General features: G+C 73.3%; 17 protein-coding genes and 1 pseudogene. 8 read left to right on the top strand and 10 right to left on the bottom strand.

From position 1 onward, the window contains the following. Window positions 1–109 precede the first annotated feature (109 nt). Window positions 110–1684 carry an ABC transporter substrate-binding protein gene (locus ACFY3J_RS20635; RefSeq protein ID WP_384176878.1) on the bottom strand — a complete coding sequence of 525 codons (1575 nt, stop codon included), beginning with the start codon at window positions 1682–1684 and terminating at the stop codon, window positions 110–112. Window positions 1685–1836: 152 nt separating this feature from the next. Between ACFY3J_RS20635 and ACFY3J_RS20640 the strand changes: the two genes are divergently transcribed. The 5 genes and pseudogenes from ACFY3J_RS20640 to ACFY3J_RS20660 all read left to right on the top strand — a co-directional run bounded on the left by ACFY3J_RS20640 (window position 1837) and on the right by ACFY3J_RS20660 (window position 6917). Next, window positions 1837–2610 (top strand): FadR/GntR family transcriptional regulator, encoded by a 774-nt coding sequence (locus tag ACFY3J_RS20640; protein WP_384176454.1) that lies wholly within the window; start codon window positions 1837–1839, stop codon window positions 2608–2610. 219 nt (window positions 2611–2829) lie between these two features. Continuing rightward, entirely contained in the window at window positions 2830–3789 is a 960-nt protein-coding gene (locus tag ACFY3J_RS20645; protein WP_384176456.1) for a dihydrodipicolinate synthase family protein, read from the top strand. Next, the gene (locus ACFY3J_RS20650; RefSeq protein WP_384176458.1) at window positions 3786–4730 is read left to right on the top strand and encodes an ROK family protein; all 945 of its coding nucleotides are present in this window, start codon (window positions 3786–3788) and stop codon (window positions 4728–4730) included. The genes ACFY3J_RS20645 and ACFY3J_RS20650 overlap by 4 nt, the downstream gene beginning before the upstream one ends. Next, complete coding sequence (locus tag ACFY3J_RS20655) at window positions 4727–5410, top strand: N-acetylmannosamine-6-phosphate 2-epimerase (protein ID WP_384093061.1); 684 nt, start codon at window positions 4727–4729, stop codon at window positions 5408–5410. Before ACFY3J_RS20650 ends, ACFY3J_RS20655 begins: the two co-directional genes overlap by 4 nt. Window positions 5411–5470: 60 nt before the next feature. After that, window positions 5471–6917 (top strand): annotated as a pseudogene (locus ACFY3J_RS20660) (sialate:H+ symport family MFS transporter). Between the two features lie 58 nt (window positions 6918–6975). Here ACFY3J_RS20660 and ACFY3J_RS20665 read toward each other — a convergent pair. From ACFY3J_RS20665 to ACFY3J_RS20680, 4 genes are read right to left on the bottom strand one after another with little or no spacing between them, the layout of a single operon-like run. Beyond that, window positions 6976–7503 (bottom strand): NUDIX hydrolase family protein, encoded by a 528-nt coding sequence (locus tag ACFY3J_RS20665; protein ID WP_172633172.1) that lies wholly within the window; start codon window positions 7501–7503, stop codon window positions 6976–6978. A gap of 34 nt (window positions 7504–7537) precedes the next feature. Next, a complete protein-coding gene (locus ACFY3J_RS20670; protein ID WP_390841428.1) occupies window positions 7538–8752 on the bottom strand; it encodes an amidohydrolase family protein in 1215 nt (404 codons plus the stop codon). Then, window positions 8752–10155, bottom strand: coding sequence for a glutamine synthetase (locus ACFY3J_RS20675; protein ID WP_390841430.1), 1404 nt, complete (start codon window positions 10153–10155; stop codon window positions 8752–8754). Before ACFY3J_RS20675 ends, ACFY3J_RS20670 begins: the two co-directional genes overlap by 1 nt. A 49-nt stretch (window positions 10156–10204) precedes the next feature. Continuing rightward, a complete protein-coding gene (locus tag ACFY3J_RS20680) occupies window positions 10205–11017 on the bottom strand; it encodes an SAM-dependent methyltransferase (protein ID WP_384176465.1) in 813 nt (270 codons plus the stop codon). Between the two features lie 369 nt (window positions 11018–11386). Between ACFY3J_RS20680 and ACFY3J_RS20685 the strand changes: the two genes are divergently transcribed. Further along, the gene (locus ACFY3J_RS20685; protein ID WP_390841432.1) at window positions 11387–12271 is read left to right on the top strand and encodes a Cof-type HAD-IIB family hydrolase; all 885 of its coding nucleotides are present in this window, start codon (window positions 11387–11389) and stop codon (window positions 12269–12271) included. Between the two features lie 68 nt (window positions 12272–12339). On the opposite strand, the gene ACFY3J_RS20690 is transcribed toward ACFY3J_RS20685, so the two are convergent. From ACFY3J_RS20690 to ACFY3J_RS20705, 4 genes are all read right to left on the bottom strand, one after another. Then, window positions 12340–13083 carry a DUF3566 domain-containing protein gene (locus tag ACFY3J_RS20690; RefSeq protein ID WP_390841433.1) on the bottom strand — a complete coding sequence of 248 codons (744 nt, stop codon included), beginning with the start codon at window positions 13081–13083 and terminating at the stop codon, window positions 12340–12342. Between the two features lie 78 nt (window positions 13084–13161). Next, on the bottom strand, window positions 13162–13704 hold the full coding sequence (locus ACFY3J_RS20695; protein WP_384176471.1) for a hypothetical protein: 543 nt from the start codon (window positions 13702–13704) through the stop codon (window positions 13162–13164). Between the two features lie 191 nt (window positions 13705–13895). Further along, on the bottom strand, window positions 13896–14378 hold the full coding sequence (locus ACFY3J_RS20700; protein ID WP_384176473.1) for a Dps family protein: 483 nt from the start codon (window positions 14376–14378) through the stop codon (window positions 13896–13898). Window positions 14379–14567: 189 nt separating this feature from the next. After that, on the bottom strand, window positions 14568–15374 hold the full coding sequence (locus tag ACFY3J_RS20705) for an alpha/beta hydrolase (protein ID WP_384176475.1): 807 nt from the start codon (window positions 15372–15374) through the stop codon (window positions 14568–14570). Between the two features lie 63 nt (window positions 15375–15437). Here ACFY3J_RS20705 and ACFY3J_RS20710 point away from each other — a divergent pair, with 63 nt between their 5' ends. Then, a complete protein-coding gene (locus ACFY3J_RS20710) occupies window positions 15438–16211 on the top strand; it encodes a sulfite exporter TauE/SafE family protein (protein ID WP_384176477.1) in 774 nt (257 codons plus the stop codon). A gap of 108 nt (window positions 16212–16319) precedes the next feature. On the opposite strand, the gene ACFY3J_RS20715 is transcribed toward ACFY3J_RS20710, so the two are convergent. Continuing rightward, the gene (locus tag ACFY3J_RS20715; RefSeq protein WP_384176479.1) at window positions 16320–16475 is read right to left on the bottom strand and encodes a hypothetical protein; all 156 of its coding nucleotides are present in this window, start codon (window positions 16473–16475) and stop codon (window positions 16320–16322) included. Between the two features lie 291 nt (window positions 16476–16766). Between ACFY3J_RS20715 and ACFY3J_RS20720 the strand changes: the two genes are divergently transcribed. Continuing rightward, a complete protein-coding gene (locus ACFY3J_RS20720; protein ID WP_384176481.1) occupies window positions 16767–17909 on the top strand; it encodes a serine/threonine-protein kinase in 1143 nt (380 codons plus the stop codon). Window positions 17910–17963: the final 54 nt, after the last annotated feature.

Genomic DNA, 17963 nt, shown 5'->3' on the forward strand with positions numbered 1-17963 from the left:
GGGTGGTTGGCCCCCTGGGGGGGCCCCGGGGGGGGGGGGGGCCGGGGGGGCGCCCCCCCCCCGGGGGGGGGGGGGGGCCGCCCCCCGCGGCTCCGGGGTCAGACGCGGGTCAGGCGCGGCTGACGTCCAGGAGGGACAGGCCCGTGGTCGGCAGGGGCTTGAAGCCCTTCAGCGCCTTGTCGTTCCAGGCCGTGGGCAGCTTGCGGTGCAGGACGGGGTAGAGGGCGGCCTCGTCCGCGACCAGGTCGACGGCCTGGCCCCACAGGTCCTTGCGCGTGGCCTCGTCGGTGGCCTGGGCGGCCTTGTCCAGCAGGGAGTTGACCTTCTTGTACGCGGCGGTCCCGCCCCAGCCGTAGCGGCTCTCGGGCCACAGTCCGGAGTAGTACCAGCGCATCAGCAGGTCGACGTCGTTGCCGAAGACGGACGGGTCGCCGGGGGCGAGCAGGACCGTGTAGGAGCCGGCGTCCACCTTGGCGTACTGGGCGGAGGACTGGCCGATGCTGAGCGTGGTCTTCACGCCGATGGCGTCCCAGCTCTCCTTGACCAGCGGGGCCACGTCCTTGACCCAGCCGGTGTCGGTGGTGAGCAGGGTGACCTTGAGGTTCTTGACGCCGGCCTCGCCGAGCAGCTTCCTGGCCCTGGCCGGGTCGTGCCCGTAGACCGTGGCGGCCTGCTGGAAGTCGGGGTGGGTGGGCTGGAGGTAGCTGCGCGCGGCCGAGCCGTTGCCGGCCATGGCCGTGGTGATGAGCTTGTCGGTGTCCAGCGCGTAGTGGAGCGCCTGGCGCACCCGTTTGTCGTCGAAGGGCTTCTGCTTGCAGTTGAACATCAGGAAGAGCAGGCCGAAGGACTGCACGGACTCGACCTTCGCCTTCCTGGCGAGGCGGTCCACGTCCAGGTAGGGCACGTCCTCGATGGCCTGCACCCGGCCCGACTCCATGGCGCTGACCCGGGCGGCGGGGTCGGAGACCAGGCGCCAGACCATGTTCTTGGCCTTGGCCGGGTGGCTGCCGTTGTACTTGTCGTACGCCTCGAAGACGATCTTGTCCTCGCGGGTCGCCGAGACCATCCGGTAGGGGCCCGAACCCACGGGCAGGGCGTCGAAGCCCTTCTGGTCCGCCTCCACCAGCTTCTTCGGAACGATCTTGGCGACCGAGACGCGGCCGGGGAACAGCGCGAAGGGGTACTTCAGCTTGAACTCGACCGTCCTGGCGTCGACCGCCTCGACCGAGTCGAGGAACGGCAGGAACTGCGCCATCAGGGAGGCGTTCTTCTCGTCGAGGATCCGCTCGAAGCTGTGGACGACGTCCTCGGAGGTGACGTCGGAGCCGTCGTGGAAGGTGGCGCCCTCGCGCAGGGTGGCGCGGTAGGTGGTGGCGTTCACCTTGACGGGCAGCGCGGTGGCCAGACCGGGCCGGGCCTGGAGCGTGGCCGGGTCCAGATCGACCAGGCCCTCGAAGACGTGCAGGTTGGCCGCGATCGGGGTGGCGCCCGAGGCGATCATCGGGTCGAAGCCGGTCGAGAGCGGGTAGGAGATGCCCGTCTCGATGGTGTCCGTGCCTCCTCCGCTGCTCGCGCCGGTGTTCGAGCCGGTCGAGGCCGGGCCGCTGCACGCGGAGATCGAGGCGGTCAGGGCCGAGGCGGCCCCGAGGGCGCTCGCGTAGCGCAGGAATCTGCGACGATCCATGCCGACGGGCGTCTTGTACGACACGTGGGGTCCCTCCTGGGGCGGCACAAAGCCAGGAAACGGTAGAGAAATTGGGGCCGCGCCATCAGACGTCTGATGTCCGACCTTGATAGGCTGTGAAGGTAGCTTCGTTGAGCAGAAGGGGTCAAGAGGTGAATTCGTCGCGTCCTCAAGAGGTCCGGGCGGCGGTCAGGCCGTCACTGCGTCAGGAGGTCTCGGAGGCGATCAAGAGCTACATCCTCGACAATCACCTCAAGCCGGGAGACCCGCTGCCGTCGGAGGCGGAGCTGTGCGCCGCCCTCGGTGCCAGCCGGTCCAGCGTCCGCGAGGCCGTGAAGACCCTGGCGGTGCTGGACATCGTCGAGGTGCGGCGCGGTCATGGCACCTACGTCGGCCGGCTGAGCCTGTCCGCGCTGGTGGAGGGTCTGGCCTTCCGCGGTCTGCTCAGCCCCAAGGACGACTTCCGGATCCTGTCCGAGCTGATCGAGGTGCGCGAGCTGATCGAACGCGGCATGGCCGCACGGATCATGGCGACGCTCGGGTCCGAGGATCTCGACGCTCTCGACGCCCTCGTCGACGAGATGGACCGTCGCGGCGCCCATGACGACCGCGGCTTCGCGGAATGCGACCGGGCCTTCCACGAGCGGCTGATGGAACCGCTCCAGAACGAGCTGGTCAGCCAGCTCTCGCTGGCCTTCTGGGACGTCTACGCCATCGTCGCGCCGCAACTGGAGGGCATCTCCGAGGAGGCCGAGGCGGGAACCATCGCCGACCACCGCGCCATCGTGCGGGCGGCCAGGCAGGGGGACTCCGAGGGGTTCGTGCACGCCCTGTCCGGCCACTACGCGCCGGTCCGCAGGCGGCTGACGGAGGCTCAGGCGCAGGCGGGCCGGGGCGCGGTGGGCGAGGTCGAGCGCACCGCCTGACCGGTCACCGTAGCGGCCCGCCCGCGACGGCGGGCCCCGGACGTCGTTCCCCTCACGGGGACTTGCCGCCCGGGTCGGATTCGAGAGTGTGAGCCATCCCCCTCTTGACCGACCCGGGCGGCCGCGTCCTATTGTTCAGACGTCAGACATCTGACGTCGCTTCGCGGAGCAGCCGGCCGCGATCAGCAGTCCCGTCTTCCAGCCCATGGAGTAGCCCCCATGCCTCTGACCGCACCCCTGCGCGGAGTCGTCCCGCCCGTGTGCACCCCGCTCGACGCCCACGGCGAGGTCGACACGGCCTCCCTGGCCCGGCTGGTCGAGCACCTGCTCGGCGGCGGCGTCCACGGGCTCTTCGCCCTCGGCTCGACCAGCGAGGTCGCCTACCTCACCGACGAGCAGCGGGGCACCGCCCTGGAGACGGTGGTCAACGCGGTCGACGGACGGGTACCGGTCCTCGCGGGCGTCATCGACACCACCACCCCCCGCGTCCTCGACCACGCCCGCGAGGCGGCCCAGCTCGGCGCGGACGCACTGGTCGTCACCGCGCCCTTCTACACCCGCACCCACCCCCGGGAGATCGCCGCGCACTTCCGCCGGATCCGCCAGACGGTGGACCTGCCGCTGTTCGCCTACGACCTGCCGGTCTCCGTGCACAGCAAGCTGTCGACCGCCCTGATCCTCGAACTGGCCGCCGACGGCACCCTGGCCGGCCTCAAGGACAGCAGCGGCGACGAGGGCTCCCTGCGCCGCCTGCTCGTCGCACTCGGCGGACGCCAGGGCCGCGCCGAGGGACCCGCGCCCGCCTTCTCCGTCCTCACCGGCTCCGAACTGACCGTCGACGCGGCGCTGCTGGCCGGCGCCGACGGCGTCGTCCCCGGCCTGGGCAACGTCGACCCCGCCGGCTACGTCCGGCTCTACGAGGCCGCCCGGACGGGTGACTGGTCGCTGGCCACCAAGGAGCAGGAGCGGCTCGCCGGCCTGTTCGCCATGGTCGACGCGGGCCCCGAGGCCGAGATGGGCCGCAGCTCCTCCGCGCTGGGCGCGTTCAAGGCGGCCCTGCGCCTGCTGGGCGTCATCGACTGCGGTGACACCGCCTTCCCGCAGATCCAGCTGGGCGCGGCACCCGTCGCCGAGGTCGACGCGCGGCTGCGCGCCGCCGGGCTCACCCCGGTCCGATGACGCGGCCCCCGGCCCCCGGCACCGCTCCCGTCATCGGACTCGACCTCGGCGGCACCAAGATCGCGGCCGCCCTGGTCGGCCCGGACGGCACGGTGCTGCGCCGGCACACCCGCCCGACACCGGCGCGGGCGGGCGCGCGGGCCGTGCTCGACGCGCTCGCCGCCGCGGCCCGCGAGGTGGACGACGGCGCCAGGGCGATCGGAGTCGCCGCCGCCGGTGTCGTGGACCCGCGCACCGGCACCGTCACCAGCGCCACCGACTCCATCACGGGATGGGCCGGCACCGCGCTGGCCGCGGGCCTGGCCGACCGTACGGGGCTGCCGGTCGCCTGCGACAACGACGTACGCGCCACGGCCGCCACCGAACTCGCCGAGGCCGGCGACCCGTCCGCCTCCCTCGTCTACGTCGCCGTGGGCACCGGAGTCGGCGGCGCCGTCGCGGTGGACGGCCGGATGCTGCACGGCAGCGCCGGCATCGCGGGCCACCTGGGCCATGTGCCGAGCCCCGAGGCCACCGGCCTGCCCTGCACCTGCGGCGGCAGCGGCCACCTCGAGGCGATCGCCTCGGGACCCGCGATCACCGCACTGTACGAGCGCCTGAGCGGCCGGACGGCCGACCGCCTCCAGACCGTGGCGGAACGCGCGGCCGCGGGCGACGCCACCGCACGACAGGCGATCACCACCGGGGCGCGGGCCACGGGAAGCGCCGTCGGCGGCCTGGCCAACGCGCTCGGCCCGCACCGCGTCGTGATCGGCGGCGGCGTACCACGGATCGGCGACCTGTACTGGTCCGCGCTGACCGACTCCTTCCGCGCCGAGCTGATGGCCCCCCTGCGCCATCTGCGCCCGGTGCCGCCGCGCCTCGGCTCCGACGCGGCCGTACTGGGGGCGGCCCTGCTCACCCGCACCCTGTCCCCGCACTCCTCGGAAGGACCTCGATGACCACGACCCCCTCGCCCGTAGCCGCCGTCGCCGGCCGGCTGATCGTCTCCTGCCAGGCTCCCGAGGGCGACCCGATGCGCGACACCGCGACCCTGGTCAGGCTGGCGCGCTCAGCCGAGGCCGGCGGCGCCGCGGCCGTCCGCGTCAACGGTCCCGAGGTGGTGGCCGCCGTCGCGGCCGCCGTCGCCCTGCCCGTGATCGGGCTGTGGAAGGACGGCGACACCGGCGTCTACATCACCCCGACCGTGCGCCACGCCCTCGCCGTCGCCGAGGCCGGCGCGCACGTGGTCGCCGCGGACGCCACGGCGCGCCCGCGCCCGGACGGCGGCTCCTTCGCCGACCTCGTGACCGCCGTTCACTCCGCGGGTGCCCTGGTCATGGCGGACGTCGCCACGCTGGAGGAAGGCGTGCTCGCCGCCCGGCAGGGCGCCGACTTCGTCTCCACCACCCTGTCGGGATACGCGCCCGGCTCCCCGCGCCAGTCCGGCCCCGACCTGGAACTGGTCGCCGCCCTCGCCCGCGCGACCGGCACCCCGGTCGTCGCCGAGGGACGGATCGGCACCCCCGAGGAGGCGGCCGAGGCGCTCGCCCGGGGTGCCCACAGCGTGGTCGTCGGCACCGCCATCACCGCCCCGACCGCCCTCACCCACCGCTTCGCGACGCACCTCACACGTCGATAGAGGCGTCTTTACCTTCCGACGGTGCTCGGCGACGAGTCCGTCCGGCATCCTGGAGCAACCGTGCACCACACCGCGCCATCCAAGCCGCCCTGGTTCCGCCAGGTGGGCCGCAGTCAGTGGAAGTCGTTCTTCGCCGCCTGGATCGGCTACGTCCTCGACGGCTTCGACTTCGTCCTGATCACCCTGGTCCTCACCGAGATCAGCGCCGACTTCCACCTCGACACCGTCCAGGCCGCGAGCCTGGTCTCCGCCGCGTTCATCACGCGGTGGCTCGGCGGCGCGCTCCTCGGTGCCCTCGGTGACCGCTTCGGGCGGAAGCTGTCGATGGTGGTCAGCATCCTGCTGTACTCGCTGGGCAGCTTCGCCTGCGGATTCGCCTGGGACTACACCAGCCTGTTCGTCGCCCGGCTCGCCATCGGCATGGGCATGGCCGGCGAATACTCGTCCAGCGCCACCTACGTCATGGAGAGCTGGCCGGTGCACATGCGCAACCGGGCCAGCGGCTTCCTGATCTCCGGCTACTCCGTCGGCACGGTGCTGGCCGCCCAGGTCTACAAGTGGGTCGTGCCGACGCTCGGCTGGCGCTGGATGTTCTACCTCGGCCTGATCCCCGTCCTGGTCGCGCTGTGGATGCGCCGCGCGCTGCCCGAGGCCGCCGACTGGAAGGCCTCGGTCGCCGAGCGGGAGCAGCGGCCCAACCCCTTCCGCCCGCTGTTCACCACCCGGGCCAGGGCCACCGTCAACGTGGTGCTCGCGGTGGCCGCCACCGTCTCGCTCTTCGCGGTCTTCACTCCGCTGGGCGACGGTCTCGTACCGGTGCTGTCGGTGCTCGCCGGAGCCTGTCTGATCGCCTTCGCCGTGCAGCTGGGCGGCCGCCGCGGCTGGCTGCTGTACGTGTCGATGATCGTCACGATCCTGGCCCATTCAGGCGCTGCTGCCCACCTATCTGAAGACCGACCTGGGCTACGACGCCGGCCAGGTCACCGACGCGCTCTACTACGCGGGCTTCGGCACGATGGCCGGCTGCTGGCTGGCCGGGTTCATGGGCGACTGGATCGGCACCAGGAAGGCGTACGCCTCCACCCTGCTGGCCTCACTGGCCTTCGTCTTCCCGGTCTTCGCGGTGCGCGACAGCCTGCCGCTGCTCGGCGTGCTGCTGTTCGTGCTCCAGGCCACCAGCTTCGGCATCTCCGGCCTGCTGCCCCGGTACATCGGCGGTCACTTCCCGACCCACACCCGGGCCGCCGCGCTGGGCTTCACCTACAACGTGGGTGCCCTGGGCGGCGCCGTGGCGCCCGTCCTCGGCGCCCGCCTCGCCTCCGGCATGGACCTGGGCCACGCGCTGGCCGTCCTCACCTTCGCCGGGACGATGATCGTCGTGGTCCTCGTCGGCTTCGACGTGCCGGGACGGCTGGGCCGGCTCCTCGACCCGGACGGTCCGGCCGACCACCTCGTGACGGAGGACGACCGCGGCCCGGCCCCGGCGGCCCGTGCGACCGCCGGATAGCCGGCCGTGCCGGGGAGGGCGCCGCCGGTGATGCCGGAGGCGCCCTCCCCGGCGTCCGTCAGTACGCGTGACCCACGTGGGCCAGCGCCTGCTTGAGCAGTACCCCGTGCCCGCCCGGCATCTCGCTCTGCAGCGCGGCGGAGGCCGCCTCCTGCGGGCTGAACCACACCAGGTCCAGCGCGTCCTGCCGGGGACGGCAGTCACCGGCGACCGGCACGATGTAGGCCAGCGACACGGCGTGCTGACGCGGGTCGTGGTACGGCGTGATGCCGGCCGTCGGGAAGTACTCGGCGACGGTGAACGGCTGGAGGGACGCCGGCACCCGGGGCAGCGCCACCGGGCCGAGGTCCTTCTCCAGATGGCGCAGCAGGGCGTCCCGCACGCGCTCGTGGTGCAGCACCCGGCCGGAGACCAGGGTCCGGCTGACCGTTCCGTCCGGTCCGATGCGCAGCAGCAGGCCGATGCTGGTCACTTCGCCGCTGTCGTCGACGCGCACCGGCACCGCCTCGACGTACAGGATCGGCATGCGGGCGCGTGCCGACTCCAGCTCGTCCGTGGTCAGCCAACCGGGCGTGGTTTCGGTCATGTCAGACATCGCTTGATCATACTTTCAGTGGTGCTCAATGGGGGAGGTCGGTAGCAGGGAGATCGGTGGGGTCAGCGGGGTCGTCGAGGTCGGTGAGGCCGGTGAATCCGTAGACCCGCCGGGCGTTGTCCCGCCCCGCCCAGCGGGCGATCCGCAGCGCGTCCGCCGGGCTCAGCTCGTCGGCGTCCACCCGCTCCCGCAGCAACCCGGCCAGGCCCTGCCGGAAGGCCACCGCGCCCAGGTGGTGGAACTCGGCCACACCGTAGGCGTCGGAGCTGTACAGCAGCTTGCGGAACGGCGTGATCTCCAGTGCCTCGGCCAGGACCGCCCGGGCCCGGGCGGGACCCACGTGGTGCAGCGTCAGGCCGACGTCGAGGTACACCCCCTCGAACACGGCGGCCAGATAGGCGGCCTGGCGCTGGTAGGGCCAGCAGTGCAACAGCAGGACCGGGATCGTGCCGGCGGTCAGGTGCAGCCAGTCGGTCAGAAGGGCGGGGTCCGTGCGGTGCAGGCGGATGTCGCTGTCGCCGAACCCGGTGTGCAGCTGGAGGGGCAGACCGAGGTCGACGGCCGTCCACAGCAGATGCCGTACGAGCACCGGGTCGTCGAGACGGTCGCCCGCGCGGGCGAGCCAGCCGGCCGCCGCCCGCGCGACCTCCTCCCGCGAGGGGCGTGCCGGGTCCAGGCCGAAGCCGGTGCGGTAGGCGGCCACCGACTTCACCGCGACCACGCCCGGCCGCCGCACGGCGTCCCGCGCGGCCGCACGGAAGGCGTCGCCGTACTCGCCGGGCTCGACGCCCCCGGCCGCCACGGCCTCCGCGACGCGCTCCAGCCGTACGACCTCGTACGCCACCGCGCCGCCGCCCGCGGCGCCGGCCAGCTCCCGCGGGGTGGTGCCGGGCTCGGGAGCGAAACCGGTGTCGACGCAGAAGACGGCCGTGCCGCAGGCGCCGAGGAAGCGCCGGTTGACCTCCGCCGCGCCCAACTCGGCCCGGCGGGCCAGGTACACCTCGGCGGACGCGTGGCGCGGCAGGTCCAGGACCGGGGCGCAGTGCCGGCGCACGGCCACACCGACCGGGCTGTCGAACGGCGAGATCCCGCTGCCGGGCCACACCTCGCCCTCGGTGAGCAGGGACTCGAATCCGGTCCGGTCCAGGTCGGCGGTGACGACCCCGTGGCAGTGGTGGTCCACGAGCGGCAGCGCCGCCAGCGCCTCGTGGACCGCTCCGGCCCCGGCCGACGCGCTCATCAGTACGTCCAGCGGTACGCCGCCGCGACCTGCTCGTCGTCCAGCCCCTCGACGGCCGCGATCTCGCCCTGCCGCACGGCGGTGACCGCGTCGGCGAGGACCGGTCCGAGAGCCGTGCGCAGCAGGTCGTCCCCGCGGAACGCGGCGACCGCCTCCGCCAGCGAGACCGGCAGGCGCCGTACGCCCCGGGCCGCCGCCTCCGCCTCGCCGAACCGGGCCGGGTCCCCGGTGATCTCCTCGGGCAGGGACGCGGACGACGCCATCCCGTCCAGTCCGGCGGCGATCAGGCAGCCCAGCCCCAGGTACGGGTTGGCCGCGAGGTCGACCGGTTTGACCTCCAGGTTCGCCGCCCGCGCGCCCTGCCCTCGGGTCCCGGTGACCACGCGCAGCGCGGCCTCGCGGGTTTCCCGGCCCCAGGCGGTGAACACCCCGGCCCACTGGGAGGGCTTGAGCCTGAGATAGCTGGACGGGCTCGGCGCGGTCACCGCCGTCAGCGCGGGCAGGTGGGCGAGGAGACCGGCCGTGAAGGACTCGGCCTCGGCCGTCATGCCGTAGCGGCCGTCGCCCCCGGAGTGCAGGTTGGTCCCGTCGCGCCAGGCCGAGAGGTGGACATGGCCGCCGTTGCCCACGCCCCGCGCGAGGACGGCCGGCGCGAAGGAGACCTTCAGCCCGTGCCGCCGGGCCACGGCCCGCACGGTCTGCCGCACCAGCACGCTGCGGTCGGCCGCCGCCACCGGGTCCAGCGCGCCGACGGACACCTCGAACTGCCCGGCCGCGTACTCGGGGTGGAACTGGTCCACGTCCACGCCCTGCGCCGCGAGGGCCGCCAGCAGATCGGCGGCGCAGTCGCTCAGCTCCACCTGCCGGACGGCCCCGTACGCCGGACCCGACACCGCGGGCTCGAACTCGCCGCCGGGCGCGTTTCCTCGGCCCACGGCCCACTCGACCTCGATGGCCGCCTCGAAGGTGATGCCGTGGTGCCGCTCGGCGTCGGCGGTGATCCGGCGCAGGAACGTACGGCTGCACCCGGGGTGGCGCTCACCCTCCTGCGTGATCCGGTCGACCGGAGCCCAGGCCCAGCCGGGCTGCCCGGACAGGACCACCAGGTGGTCGAGGTCGGGGTAGAGCCGCAGATCGCCGTCGGGGGAGCCGAGGACGTCGGTGGTGACGATCGAGTCGTGCGCCAGGAAGGTGTCGAACACCGGGGACATGCCCGCACCCCAGGCCGCCGCCGAGGGGAGCTTGGCCGTCGGCACCGTCTTGACCCGGGCGATCCCCGCGGTGTCGACGTAGGCCAGCACGACTCCGTGCACGCCCCGCCCGGCGAGTTCGCCGCTGAGCGCGGTGGCCCGCTCGACGTCACCGGGACGCCCGCCGGGGACGGGGTCGGCAAGGGTGGTCATAGTCCTCCTCGACGGGCTCGGGCGAACCGGCGGCCGGGTACCGCCCGCGTCAGGGTTTCACGGCGACCGCGCCGAACTGCGGTACCGCGGCGGGGGAGTCGCCGTCCGGGCGCCACCGCGAGCACGGCACCAGGCCGGGCTCGACCAGGTCCAGGCCGTCGAGGAAGGCGGCCACCTCGGCACGGGAGCGGGCGGTGATCGGCGGCGTGGCGTTGGCGTTCCAGAACTCCATCGCCGGGATGTTGCCCTCGCCACCGAGGTCGGCGTCGTAGGTGGGGTGCGTCAGCACCAGGAAACTGCCCGAGGGGACCGTGGCCATGAGGCGGCGGACGATGTCACGCGCCTTGTCGGTGTCCAGGACGAAGTTCAGGATGCCCAGCATCATCACCGCGACGGGCCGGCCGAAGTCGAGCGTCGCGGAGGCACGCTCGACGATGGCCTCCGGGGCGTGCACATCGGCCTCGACGTAGGCGGTGGCGCCCTCGGGGGTGCTGGTCAGCAGCGTCCGGGCGTGCGCGAGGACGACCGGGTCGTTGTCGACGTACACGATCCGCGCGTCCGGGGCGATCCGCTGGGCCATGTCGTGGGTGTTGTCGACCGTCGGCAGGCCGGTGCCGACGTCGAGGAACTGGCGCACCCCGCGCTCGGCGGCCAGGTGGCGGACCGCCCGTCCGAGGAACTCGCGGTCGGCGCGGGCCACGTCCCGGATCACCGGGAACATCCCGGCGACGTGCTCGCCGACCTGCCGGTCGACCTCGTAGTTGTCCTGGCCGCCGACCCAGTAGTTCCACACGCGCGCGTTGTGCGCCACCGCGGTGTTCAGCCTCGGCGACCCGTCCGGCGGGGTGTGGCTCTCGCTCACGTCTGCGCTCCTGGTCCGTCGCGTGCCGTCTCGTGACTGCCGTGGCCGTGGTCGCTCCCTGCCCGCGGCCGACGCCGCCATTGTGCCGCCCGGTGATCACCGTGTCCGGGAATCGGCCGAACCCGGCCGGCCGGGAAGACCGCCGGACCCGAGCCCCGGACGGCCCCGGACCCGGTCGGGAAAAGCCCCTGCCAGGCGGCCCCGGTAGGCTGGCGGGGCCGTGGCGCCACCGCGGCGGCGCGGCCCGACCGACCCGGCCGGCGACGTCCCGGAGTCGGTACGGCGTCGACCACCGCCCCCGCGCACGGCAACGGAGCCGGCGCCCCACCACCCCGGACGCGCCCGCCGCGCCCGCCACGGAAAACGGACATGCCCAGCACACCCTCGCCCATGCTCACCACCTCCGAACCCGCCCCGGAAACCGTCACGGGCCCCGCCGGCATACGGCTGATCGTCACCGACATGGACGGCACGCTCCTGGACGACGCCAAGCGGCTCCCGGCCGGACTGTGGCCGACCCTGGCCGAGCTGCGCCGCCGCGGCGTGCTGTTCAGCCCCGCGAGCGGCCGCCAGTACGCCACGCTGGCCGAGCAGTTCGCCGGCCACGACGAGGGCATGGTGTTCATCGCGGAGAACGGCACCTACGTCGTCCGGGACGGCGTGGAGCTGAGCTCCGACCCCCTGGACCCGGCCGTCGCGGCCCGCCTCGTCGGAGCCGTCCGGCAACTCGTCGCCCAGGGCGTGGACGTGGGCGCCGTGGTCTGCGGCAAGCGGTCGGCCCATGTGGAGCGGACCGACGAGGCCTTCCTGGCCGAGGTCCGCAAGTACTACGTCCGGCACCGGATCGTGCCGGACGCGGCGGCCGTCGACGACGACATCATCAAGGTGGCCCTGTTCGACTTCGGGTCGGCCGAACGGACCACCGCCCCGGCGCTGGCGCCGTTCGCCGCCACCCACCAGGTCGTCGTCTCGGGCGAGCACTGGGTCGACGTGATGAACCGCACCGCCGACAAGGGCGCCGCGCTGCGCCGGCTCCAGCGGGATCTGGGGATCACGCCGGCCCAGACCCTGGTGTTCGGCGACTACCTCAACGACCTGGAGATGCTGGACGCCGCCGAGTGGTCGTTCGCCATGGCCAACGCCCACCCCGAGGTCATCGGCCGGGCCCGCCACCTGGCCCCCTCCAACAACGACAACGGCGTACTGCGCACCATCGCGCGCCTGCTGCACCTGCCGCCCGGCCTCGGCGGCTGACCGCCGGGTGCCGTCGGGTGCCCGGAACCGGGGGAGTCCCGGCCGTCGGCAGCGGGGAGCCCGGGCCGTCAGCCGGGAGTGGTCTCCTCGACCCGGGTGTCCGGGTCGTCCCGGTCCCTGCGGTCGCGGCCGTCCTGGCCGTGGCCGCCGTCCGGGCCGGGCCGGCTGTCCTCGTCCTGCCGAGTGTCGTACCGGCTGTCCTGCGGAGTGCCCTGCCGAGTGAGCCGTCGGCCGCCGGCCCGACCGCGCAGCCGCCGCCACGCGTCGCCGCAGCGGTCGGCGAACTCGACGTAGCGCGCTCCGCTACCGGGCGGCGGGAATCCCAGACGGTCCTGGAGACGGCGGAACACACGGCCGACGTCCGGCAGCAGCTCGGGCCGGCCCTCGCAGGTCATCGCCGCGTCGTCGGCCAGCGTCAGATGGACGCCCCCGGCGTACTGCGAGGACATGTTGTAGAGGAACGCGCCCAGGGTCGCCAGGGCCGTACCCAGGACGACCTCCAGGGTGACGACACCGGCGGCGATGACGAGCGTCCAGCCGAAGGAGGGCCAGGCTTCCGGGTCCATCGCGGTGAGCATGGCCCAGACGAGCACCATGGTGACGAGCACGCAGGCACCGAGTCCCAGCAGCACCAGACAGCTCATCGCCATCACCGACCAGGGATCGGCCCGCGATACGCGCATGCGTATCGCGGACGGCTCAGGTCCCGACGCCTGGGGCCGCTCGGGCCGGTCCGGGACCCCGCACTGCTGCGGGGCGGGGTCCTGCCCGGAGACCTCGGTGCCGTGCTCCTGGCGCTCGGCTGGGCTCATGCCTTGCTCCTCACGGTGGGTGCGACCGCCCGCGCGGCGTGCGTGACGGCGGCCGGGCCGTGGTGGACGGTGCGGGAATCAGGCGGTGGCGCCGCCGTGGCGTGCGGCCGCGGCGACGATGTGGTGCCGGGTGACACGGCCGATCTCGTGCCAGAACGGCTTCGCCGTCAGGTAGGCGCCCAGCACGGAGATGACTCCGAGGGAGACGTCGACGCTGATCCGTCCCTGCTTGGCCCAGTAGACGTCCCGGAGATCCAGCAGGAGTGCGAACTCGTCGCAGATGAGGGCGGTGCCGCAGCCGTAGGCGGCCGCGACGGCGGGGTGCCCGACAGCGCGTTCGTCACCGCGTACGGCGATCAGGCCCACGCCGGCGAGGGTGGCGATGCCGAAGTTGTAGTGGTGCAGGTGCTCGCCACCGGCGGAGATGTTGCCCCAGGGCAGCCAGCCGCCCCGGATGCCGTGCGTGATGACGCGGACGGTGCCGAAGGTGACCCCGAAGGAGATCCACGTGATCAGCAACGACCGTTGCAGCGGGGTCAGATGCCGGTCCGCCGTCTCGTGCCATCTGCTGACGAGCAGCGGCCGGTCCCGGTCGCGGCGGCGTGCTTCGGTGAGTCTCATTGGCTGACCGGCCTCCCACGCCGAACCGGCGCCCTCGGACGGCGTTGGGGCCGTCCCGGACACCGCCGTTGGTGTGCGTTCTCGACGTTAGGCGCGGCGCTCCCGTCCCGCATGCCCGCCGCCGCGGGACGGGGCCGCTCGGGTGACGGCGGTGCGCACACCGGCCCGGCCGGCCCACCTCCGTGCGGCGCTCAGCCGCGCTCGCTCACGTTCTCGGCGGCGAACATCCAGCGCTGCTTCTCCAGTTCGGCCGTGATCGTGATCAGCAGGTCCTGGGAGACCGGATCGGGCTTCTCCGTCGCGTCGATGCGCTCGCGCAGCCGCTTGATGGCAGCCTCCAGGGACTCGACCATGACCTCGACGACCTCCGTGTCGCGTACCCAGCCGTCCTTGGGGCCCGGCAGCGTGAAGGCCGAGGCGATCGTCTCCGGGCGTCCGTCCGGCGGCAGGCCGAGCGCCGCGGCGCGCTCCGCGACCGTGTCGGCGAACTCGCGGGCCGCCGCCACCACTTCGTCGAGCTGGAGGTGGATGGACCGGAACCGCGGTCCCACGATGTTCCAGTGCGCCTGCTTCCCGATCAGGGAGAGCCCGAGAAGGTCCACGAGAGTGTTCTGCAGCGCGTCCCCGGTGACCTGACGGGCCGCTTCGGGGATCGTGCTCTTCACGACGGTCATACGGTGGTCCTCCTAGGGGAGTCGTCTCTGGGAGTCGTCTCTGGCGGTACGGAGCGGTGCGACGCGTTCGGCCTCGCCGGTCCCACCCGCACCGCGCAACCGCTCCAGGGGCGCGAGTGCCCTCGTAGAAAGGGGGCAAACAGTCGCCCCGCCCAGGCCGGACGCCCTTTTCCGGCCGGAGACGGGCGCTCAGCGCGCGAGCACGCGGTCCAGGAAGTCCGTCAGGTCGGCGAACACCTCCGCCCGGTTCGTCTCCAGGAACACCTCGTGCCGGGCGCCCGGGTAGATCCGCTCGGTCAGCGCGCCGCCCAGCCGCTCGATCCCGGCCCGGCTCCCGTCGAGCGGGACCAGCCGGTCGTCGTCGCCGTGCAGCCACAGCAGGGGCCGCTCCCCGACGTCGCCGCCCTCGGCGACGGCCTTCAGGGTCCGCGCGAACGCCTCGACCGTCGGCCGCTTCATCGGGCCGTGCCAGACGAGCGGGTCCGCCGCGTACGCCGCACGGACCGCCGGGTCCCGGGAGAGAGCGGCCGGACTGACCGGCGTGTCCGGAATCTCGTCCAGGGCCAGCAGCCGGCCCGGCAGCTCCCAGGCGCCGATGACCGGTCCGGACAGCACGAGCGCGGCGAGTTCCGCGCCGTGGCGCTGGGCGTAGCGGGCGGCGATCAGCCCGCCCATGGAGTGGCCGATCAGCACGAGCGGCAGCCCGGGGTGCGCGGCACGGGCGAGATCCGCCACGGCGTGCACGTCGGTGACGACCTCCTCGAAGTCCTCGACCACCACGCGCTCGCCCGCCGACATCCCGTGGCCCACGTGGTCGGGGCCGTACACGGCCGCTCCGTGCGCGCCCAGTGCGCGGGCCGGCTCCTCGTAGCGGCCGGAGTGCTCGCCGTACCCGTGCACCACGAGCGCGACGTACCGCGGTCGCGGATGCGGCCACTCGCGGACGGCGAGTGCGCCCCGGACGCCGGTCAGGACGTGCTCGCGGACGTCGGCAATGGCTCCTCCAGGTGAGACGGTCCTTACGCCCCGCGGTTGTCAGGACATAGCATCGGTCACCGCATGAACACGATGACGCTCTGGAACATATCCGGGTGGGGATTCGCCGCGCTCGCCTTCGCGGCCCTGCTCGTCGGCTTCTCGAAGACCGCCGTCAGCGGGGCCAACACGGTCAGCCTCGCCGTCTTCGCGGCCGTCCTGCCCGCCCGCGCCTCCACCGGGGTGCTGCTGCCGGTCCTGATCGCCGGCGACGTACTCGCCGTCCTCACCTACCGGCGGCACGCGCACTGGCCCACGCTGTGGCGGCTGTTCCCGGCGGTCGCGGCGGGGGTGGTCGTCGGCACCCTGTTCCTGATGTGGGCCGACGACGGGATCGTACGGACGTCGATCGGGGCGATCCTGCTGCTGATGGCGGGGGTGACGGTGTGGCGGCGCCGCAGCGCCGACCGGGAGGAGGAGCCGGACTCGGTCACCACCCGTCCGGGCCGTCTCAAGGCCCGCTCCTACGGCGTCCTCGGCGGCTTCACCACCATGGTCGCCAACGCGGGTGGCCCGGTGATGTCGCTGTACCTGCTGTCGGCGGGCTTCCGCAAGCTCGGCTTCCTCGGTACGTCGGCCTTCTTCTTCCTCATCGTCAACGTCTCCAAGGTGCCCTTCAGCGCCGGTCTCGGGCTGATCGACGGCCGCTCGCTCCTCCTGGACGCCGTGCTCGTGGTCTTCGTCGTGCCCGGTGCGCTGCTCGGCAAGTGGGCGGTGCACCGCATCAACCAGCGGCTCTTCGAGCAGCTGGTGATCGCGGCCACCGTCGTGGGCGGCTTGCAGCTGCTGCTGCGCTAACCGGTCATCCGGTCGGGAGGTGTCCGGTCGGGAGATGTCCGGTCAGGAGGTGCCGGGGTCGGCAGGTCGTCCGGGTCGGCAGGTCGTCCGGGACGGGAGGTCGTCCGGTCAGGAGGCCGCGCGGCCCAGCGCCGCGCGGAAGCGGTCATAGCGCTCCACGTCCTCCACGTCGTCGGCGCGCCGCGGCCGTCCCGCGAGGAGGGCCCAGACGCTCGCCATGAACAACGTCGCCAGGGGGATGAGCAGCCATGTAAGAGGGGTCACTGTTCGTCCTCTCCTTCCCGAGTGGATCAGCCGGGTAGGGCGACGATGACATACATGATCAGCTCTACATATTTGTAGGACGAGCGACTCCGCGCTTTTCACTCGGAGGGCCCCGGTCCGAAAGTCGGAAGGTTTCTTGTCCGGACAATCCGCCCGGGAGGGCCGGGCATGGGTCGGGAGCACCCTGAGTGATCGTTAAGATGAGCCGCGGTTGCCGCGATCCGCATGCGCTGCCCGGCTGCTGCCGCGCCCGCTGCGGGGAGCGGTCGTGAGGGCGGGACTTCGGGGATCTTGAGGGCGGGGCTACGGGTGCTGGTGGCGGGGCGGTACCGGCTGCAGACGGTCATCGGGCGCGGCGGAATGGGCGAGGTCTGGCGAGGCCTCGACGAGGTGCTCGGCAGACCGATCGCGGTCAAACTGCTGCTGAACGACGGGTCGGACGCCTCCGCCGAGGCCCGGTTCAGACTGGAGGCGCAGACCTCGGCCCGGCTGAACCATCCGCACGTGGTCGGGACGCTCGACTTCGGCGCCTGGGAGGACCGCTGCTTCCTCGTGATGGAACTCATCGAGGGCGACAGCCTGGCCGGTGAACTGACCGCCGGCGGCCCGCTCTCGCCGGAACGGCTGGCCCAGGTGGCCCAGCACTCCGCCGAGGGCCTCGCCGCGGCGCACGCCCAGGGCATCGTGCACCGGGACGTCAAGCCCGGCAACCTGCTCAGCGACCACCAGGGCACCGTCCGCATCGCCGACTTCGGCATAGCCCGCTTCGTCGACGACCCCTCCGGCGCGCTCACCACCACCGGGCAGATCGTCGGCACCGGTCTCTACCTGGCGCCCGAACGGGCCATCGGCACCCCGGCGAGCGCGGCCTCCGACATGTACTCACTGGGCTGCGTGCTCTACCACCTGTCCGTCGGCTCCCCGCCCTTCGAGGCGTCGACCGCGACCGCGCTGCTCTACCAGCACGTCGACTCCCCGCCCGTACCGCCGCACCAGCGGGGCGCGGCGCTGCCGCCCGCCTTCGAGGCGTACCTGCTGAGCATGCTGGCCAAACGGCCCGAGGAACGGCCCACGGCCCGGCAGGCAGCGGACTGGTTCGCGGGCGGCGCGTGGCTTGGCGTTCCCGAACCGCTTCCCCCGGAGCAGTGGGACGGCGGCGGGGGACGCGGGCAGCACCGCGGTCCGAGCCAGCGGGGCACGGCTCCCGTGCACCGCCGCGCCGCCGCCGCTCCCACCCCCGCTCCCGCCCGCGCCGGGGTCGCGTCGGGGGCCGCCGGCATGGACTCCGGCTGGAACACCAGCGTGCACCGGGTGCCCCCGCGCCGACCCGGACTGCGCTCCTCGCTGCGCCGCCACTCCCGTGCCGCCGCCGTCGTGGGCGGCGCCGTCCTCTTCGTCTCCGCGGTGCTCCTCGGGATGGCGTGGTTCTCCTAGACGCGGGGATGGCGTGGTTCTCGCGGACGCGCCCGCGGGAGGACGCGCGCGCCG

This window comes from Streptomyces sp. NPDC001231, assembly GCF_042896885.1.
Classification (GTDB): Bacteria; Actinomycetota; Actinomycetes; order Streptomycetales; family Streptomycetaceae; genus Streptomyces.

Excerpts from the sequence above, each read along its gene's own strand:
- ACFY3J_RS20700 (WP_384176473.1), bottom strand. The coding sequence starts at position 14,378 with ATGACCGTCGTGAAGAGCACGATCCCCGAAGCGGCCCGTCAGGTCACC.
- ACFY3J_RS20655 (WP_384093061.1), top strand. The coding sequence starts at position 4,727 with ATGACCACGACCCCCTCGCCCGTAGCCGCCGTCGCCGGCCGGCTGATC.
- ACFY3J_RS20670 (WP_390841428.1), bottom strand. The coding sequence starts at position 8,752 with ATGAGCGCGTCGGCCGGGGCCGGAGCGGTCCACGAGGCGCTGGCGGCG.
- ACFY3J_RS20710 (WP_384176477.1), top strand. The coding sequence starts at position 15,438 with ATGAACACGATGACGCTCTGGAACATATCCGGGTGGGGATTCGCCGCG.
- ACFY3J_RS20645 (WP_384176456.1), top strand. The coding sequence starts at position 2,830 with ATGCCTCTGACCGCACCCCTGCGCGGAGTCGTCCCGCCCGTGTGCACC.
- ACFY3J_RS20665 (WP_172633172.1), bottom strand. The coding sequence starts at position 7,503 with ATGACCGAAACCACGCCCGGTTGGCTGACCACGGACGAGCTGGAGTCG.
- ACFY3J_RS20685 (WP_390841432.1), top strand. The coding sequence starts at position 11,387 with ATGCCCAGCACACCCTCGCCCATGCTCACCACCTCCGAACCCGCCCCG.
- ACFY3J_RS20650 (WP_384176458.1), top strand. The coding sequence starts at position 3,786 with ATGACGCGGCCCCCGGCCCCCGGCACCGCTCCCGTCATCGGACTCGAC.
- ACFY3J_RS20690 (WP_390841433.1), bottom strand. The coding sequence starts at position 13,083 with ATGAGCCCAGCCGAGCGCCAGGAGCACGGCACCGAGGTCTCCGGGCAG.
- ACFY3J_RS20675 (WP_390841430.1), bottom strand. The coding sequence starts at position 10,155 with ATGACCACCCTTGCCGACCCCGTCCCCGGCGGGCGTCCCGGTGACGTC.
- ACFY3J_RS20635 (WP_384176878.1), bottom strand. The coding sequence starts at position 1,684 with ATGGATCGTCGCAGATTCCTGCGCTACGCGAGCGCCCTCGGGGCCGCC.
- ACFY3J_RS20695 (WP_384176471.1), bottom strand. The coding sequence starts at position 13,704 with ATGAGACTCACCGAAGCACGCCGCCGCGACCGGGACCGGCCGCTGCTC.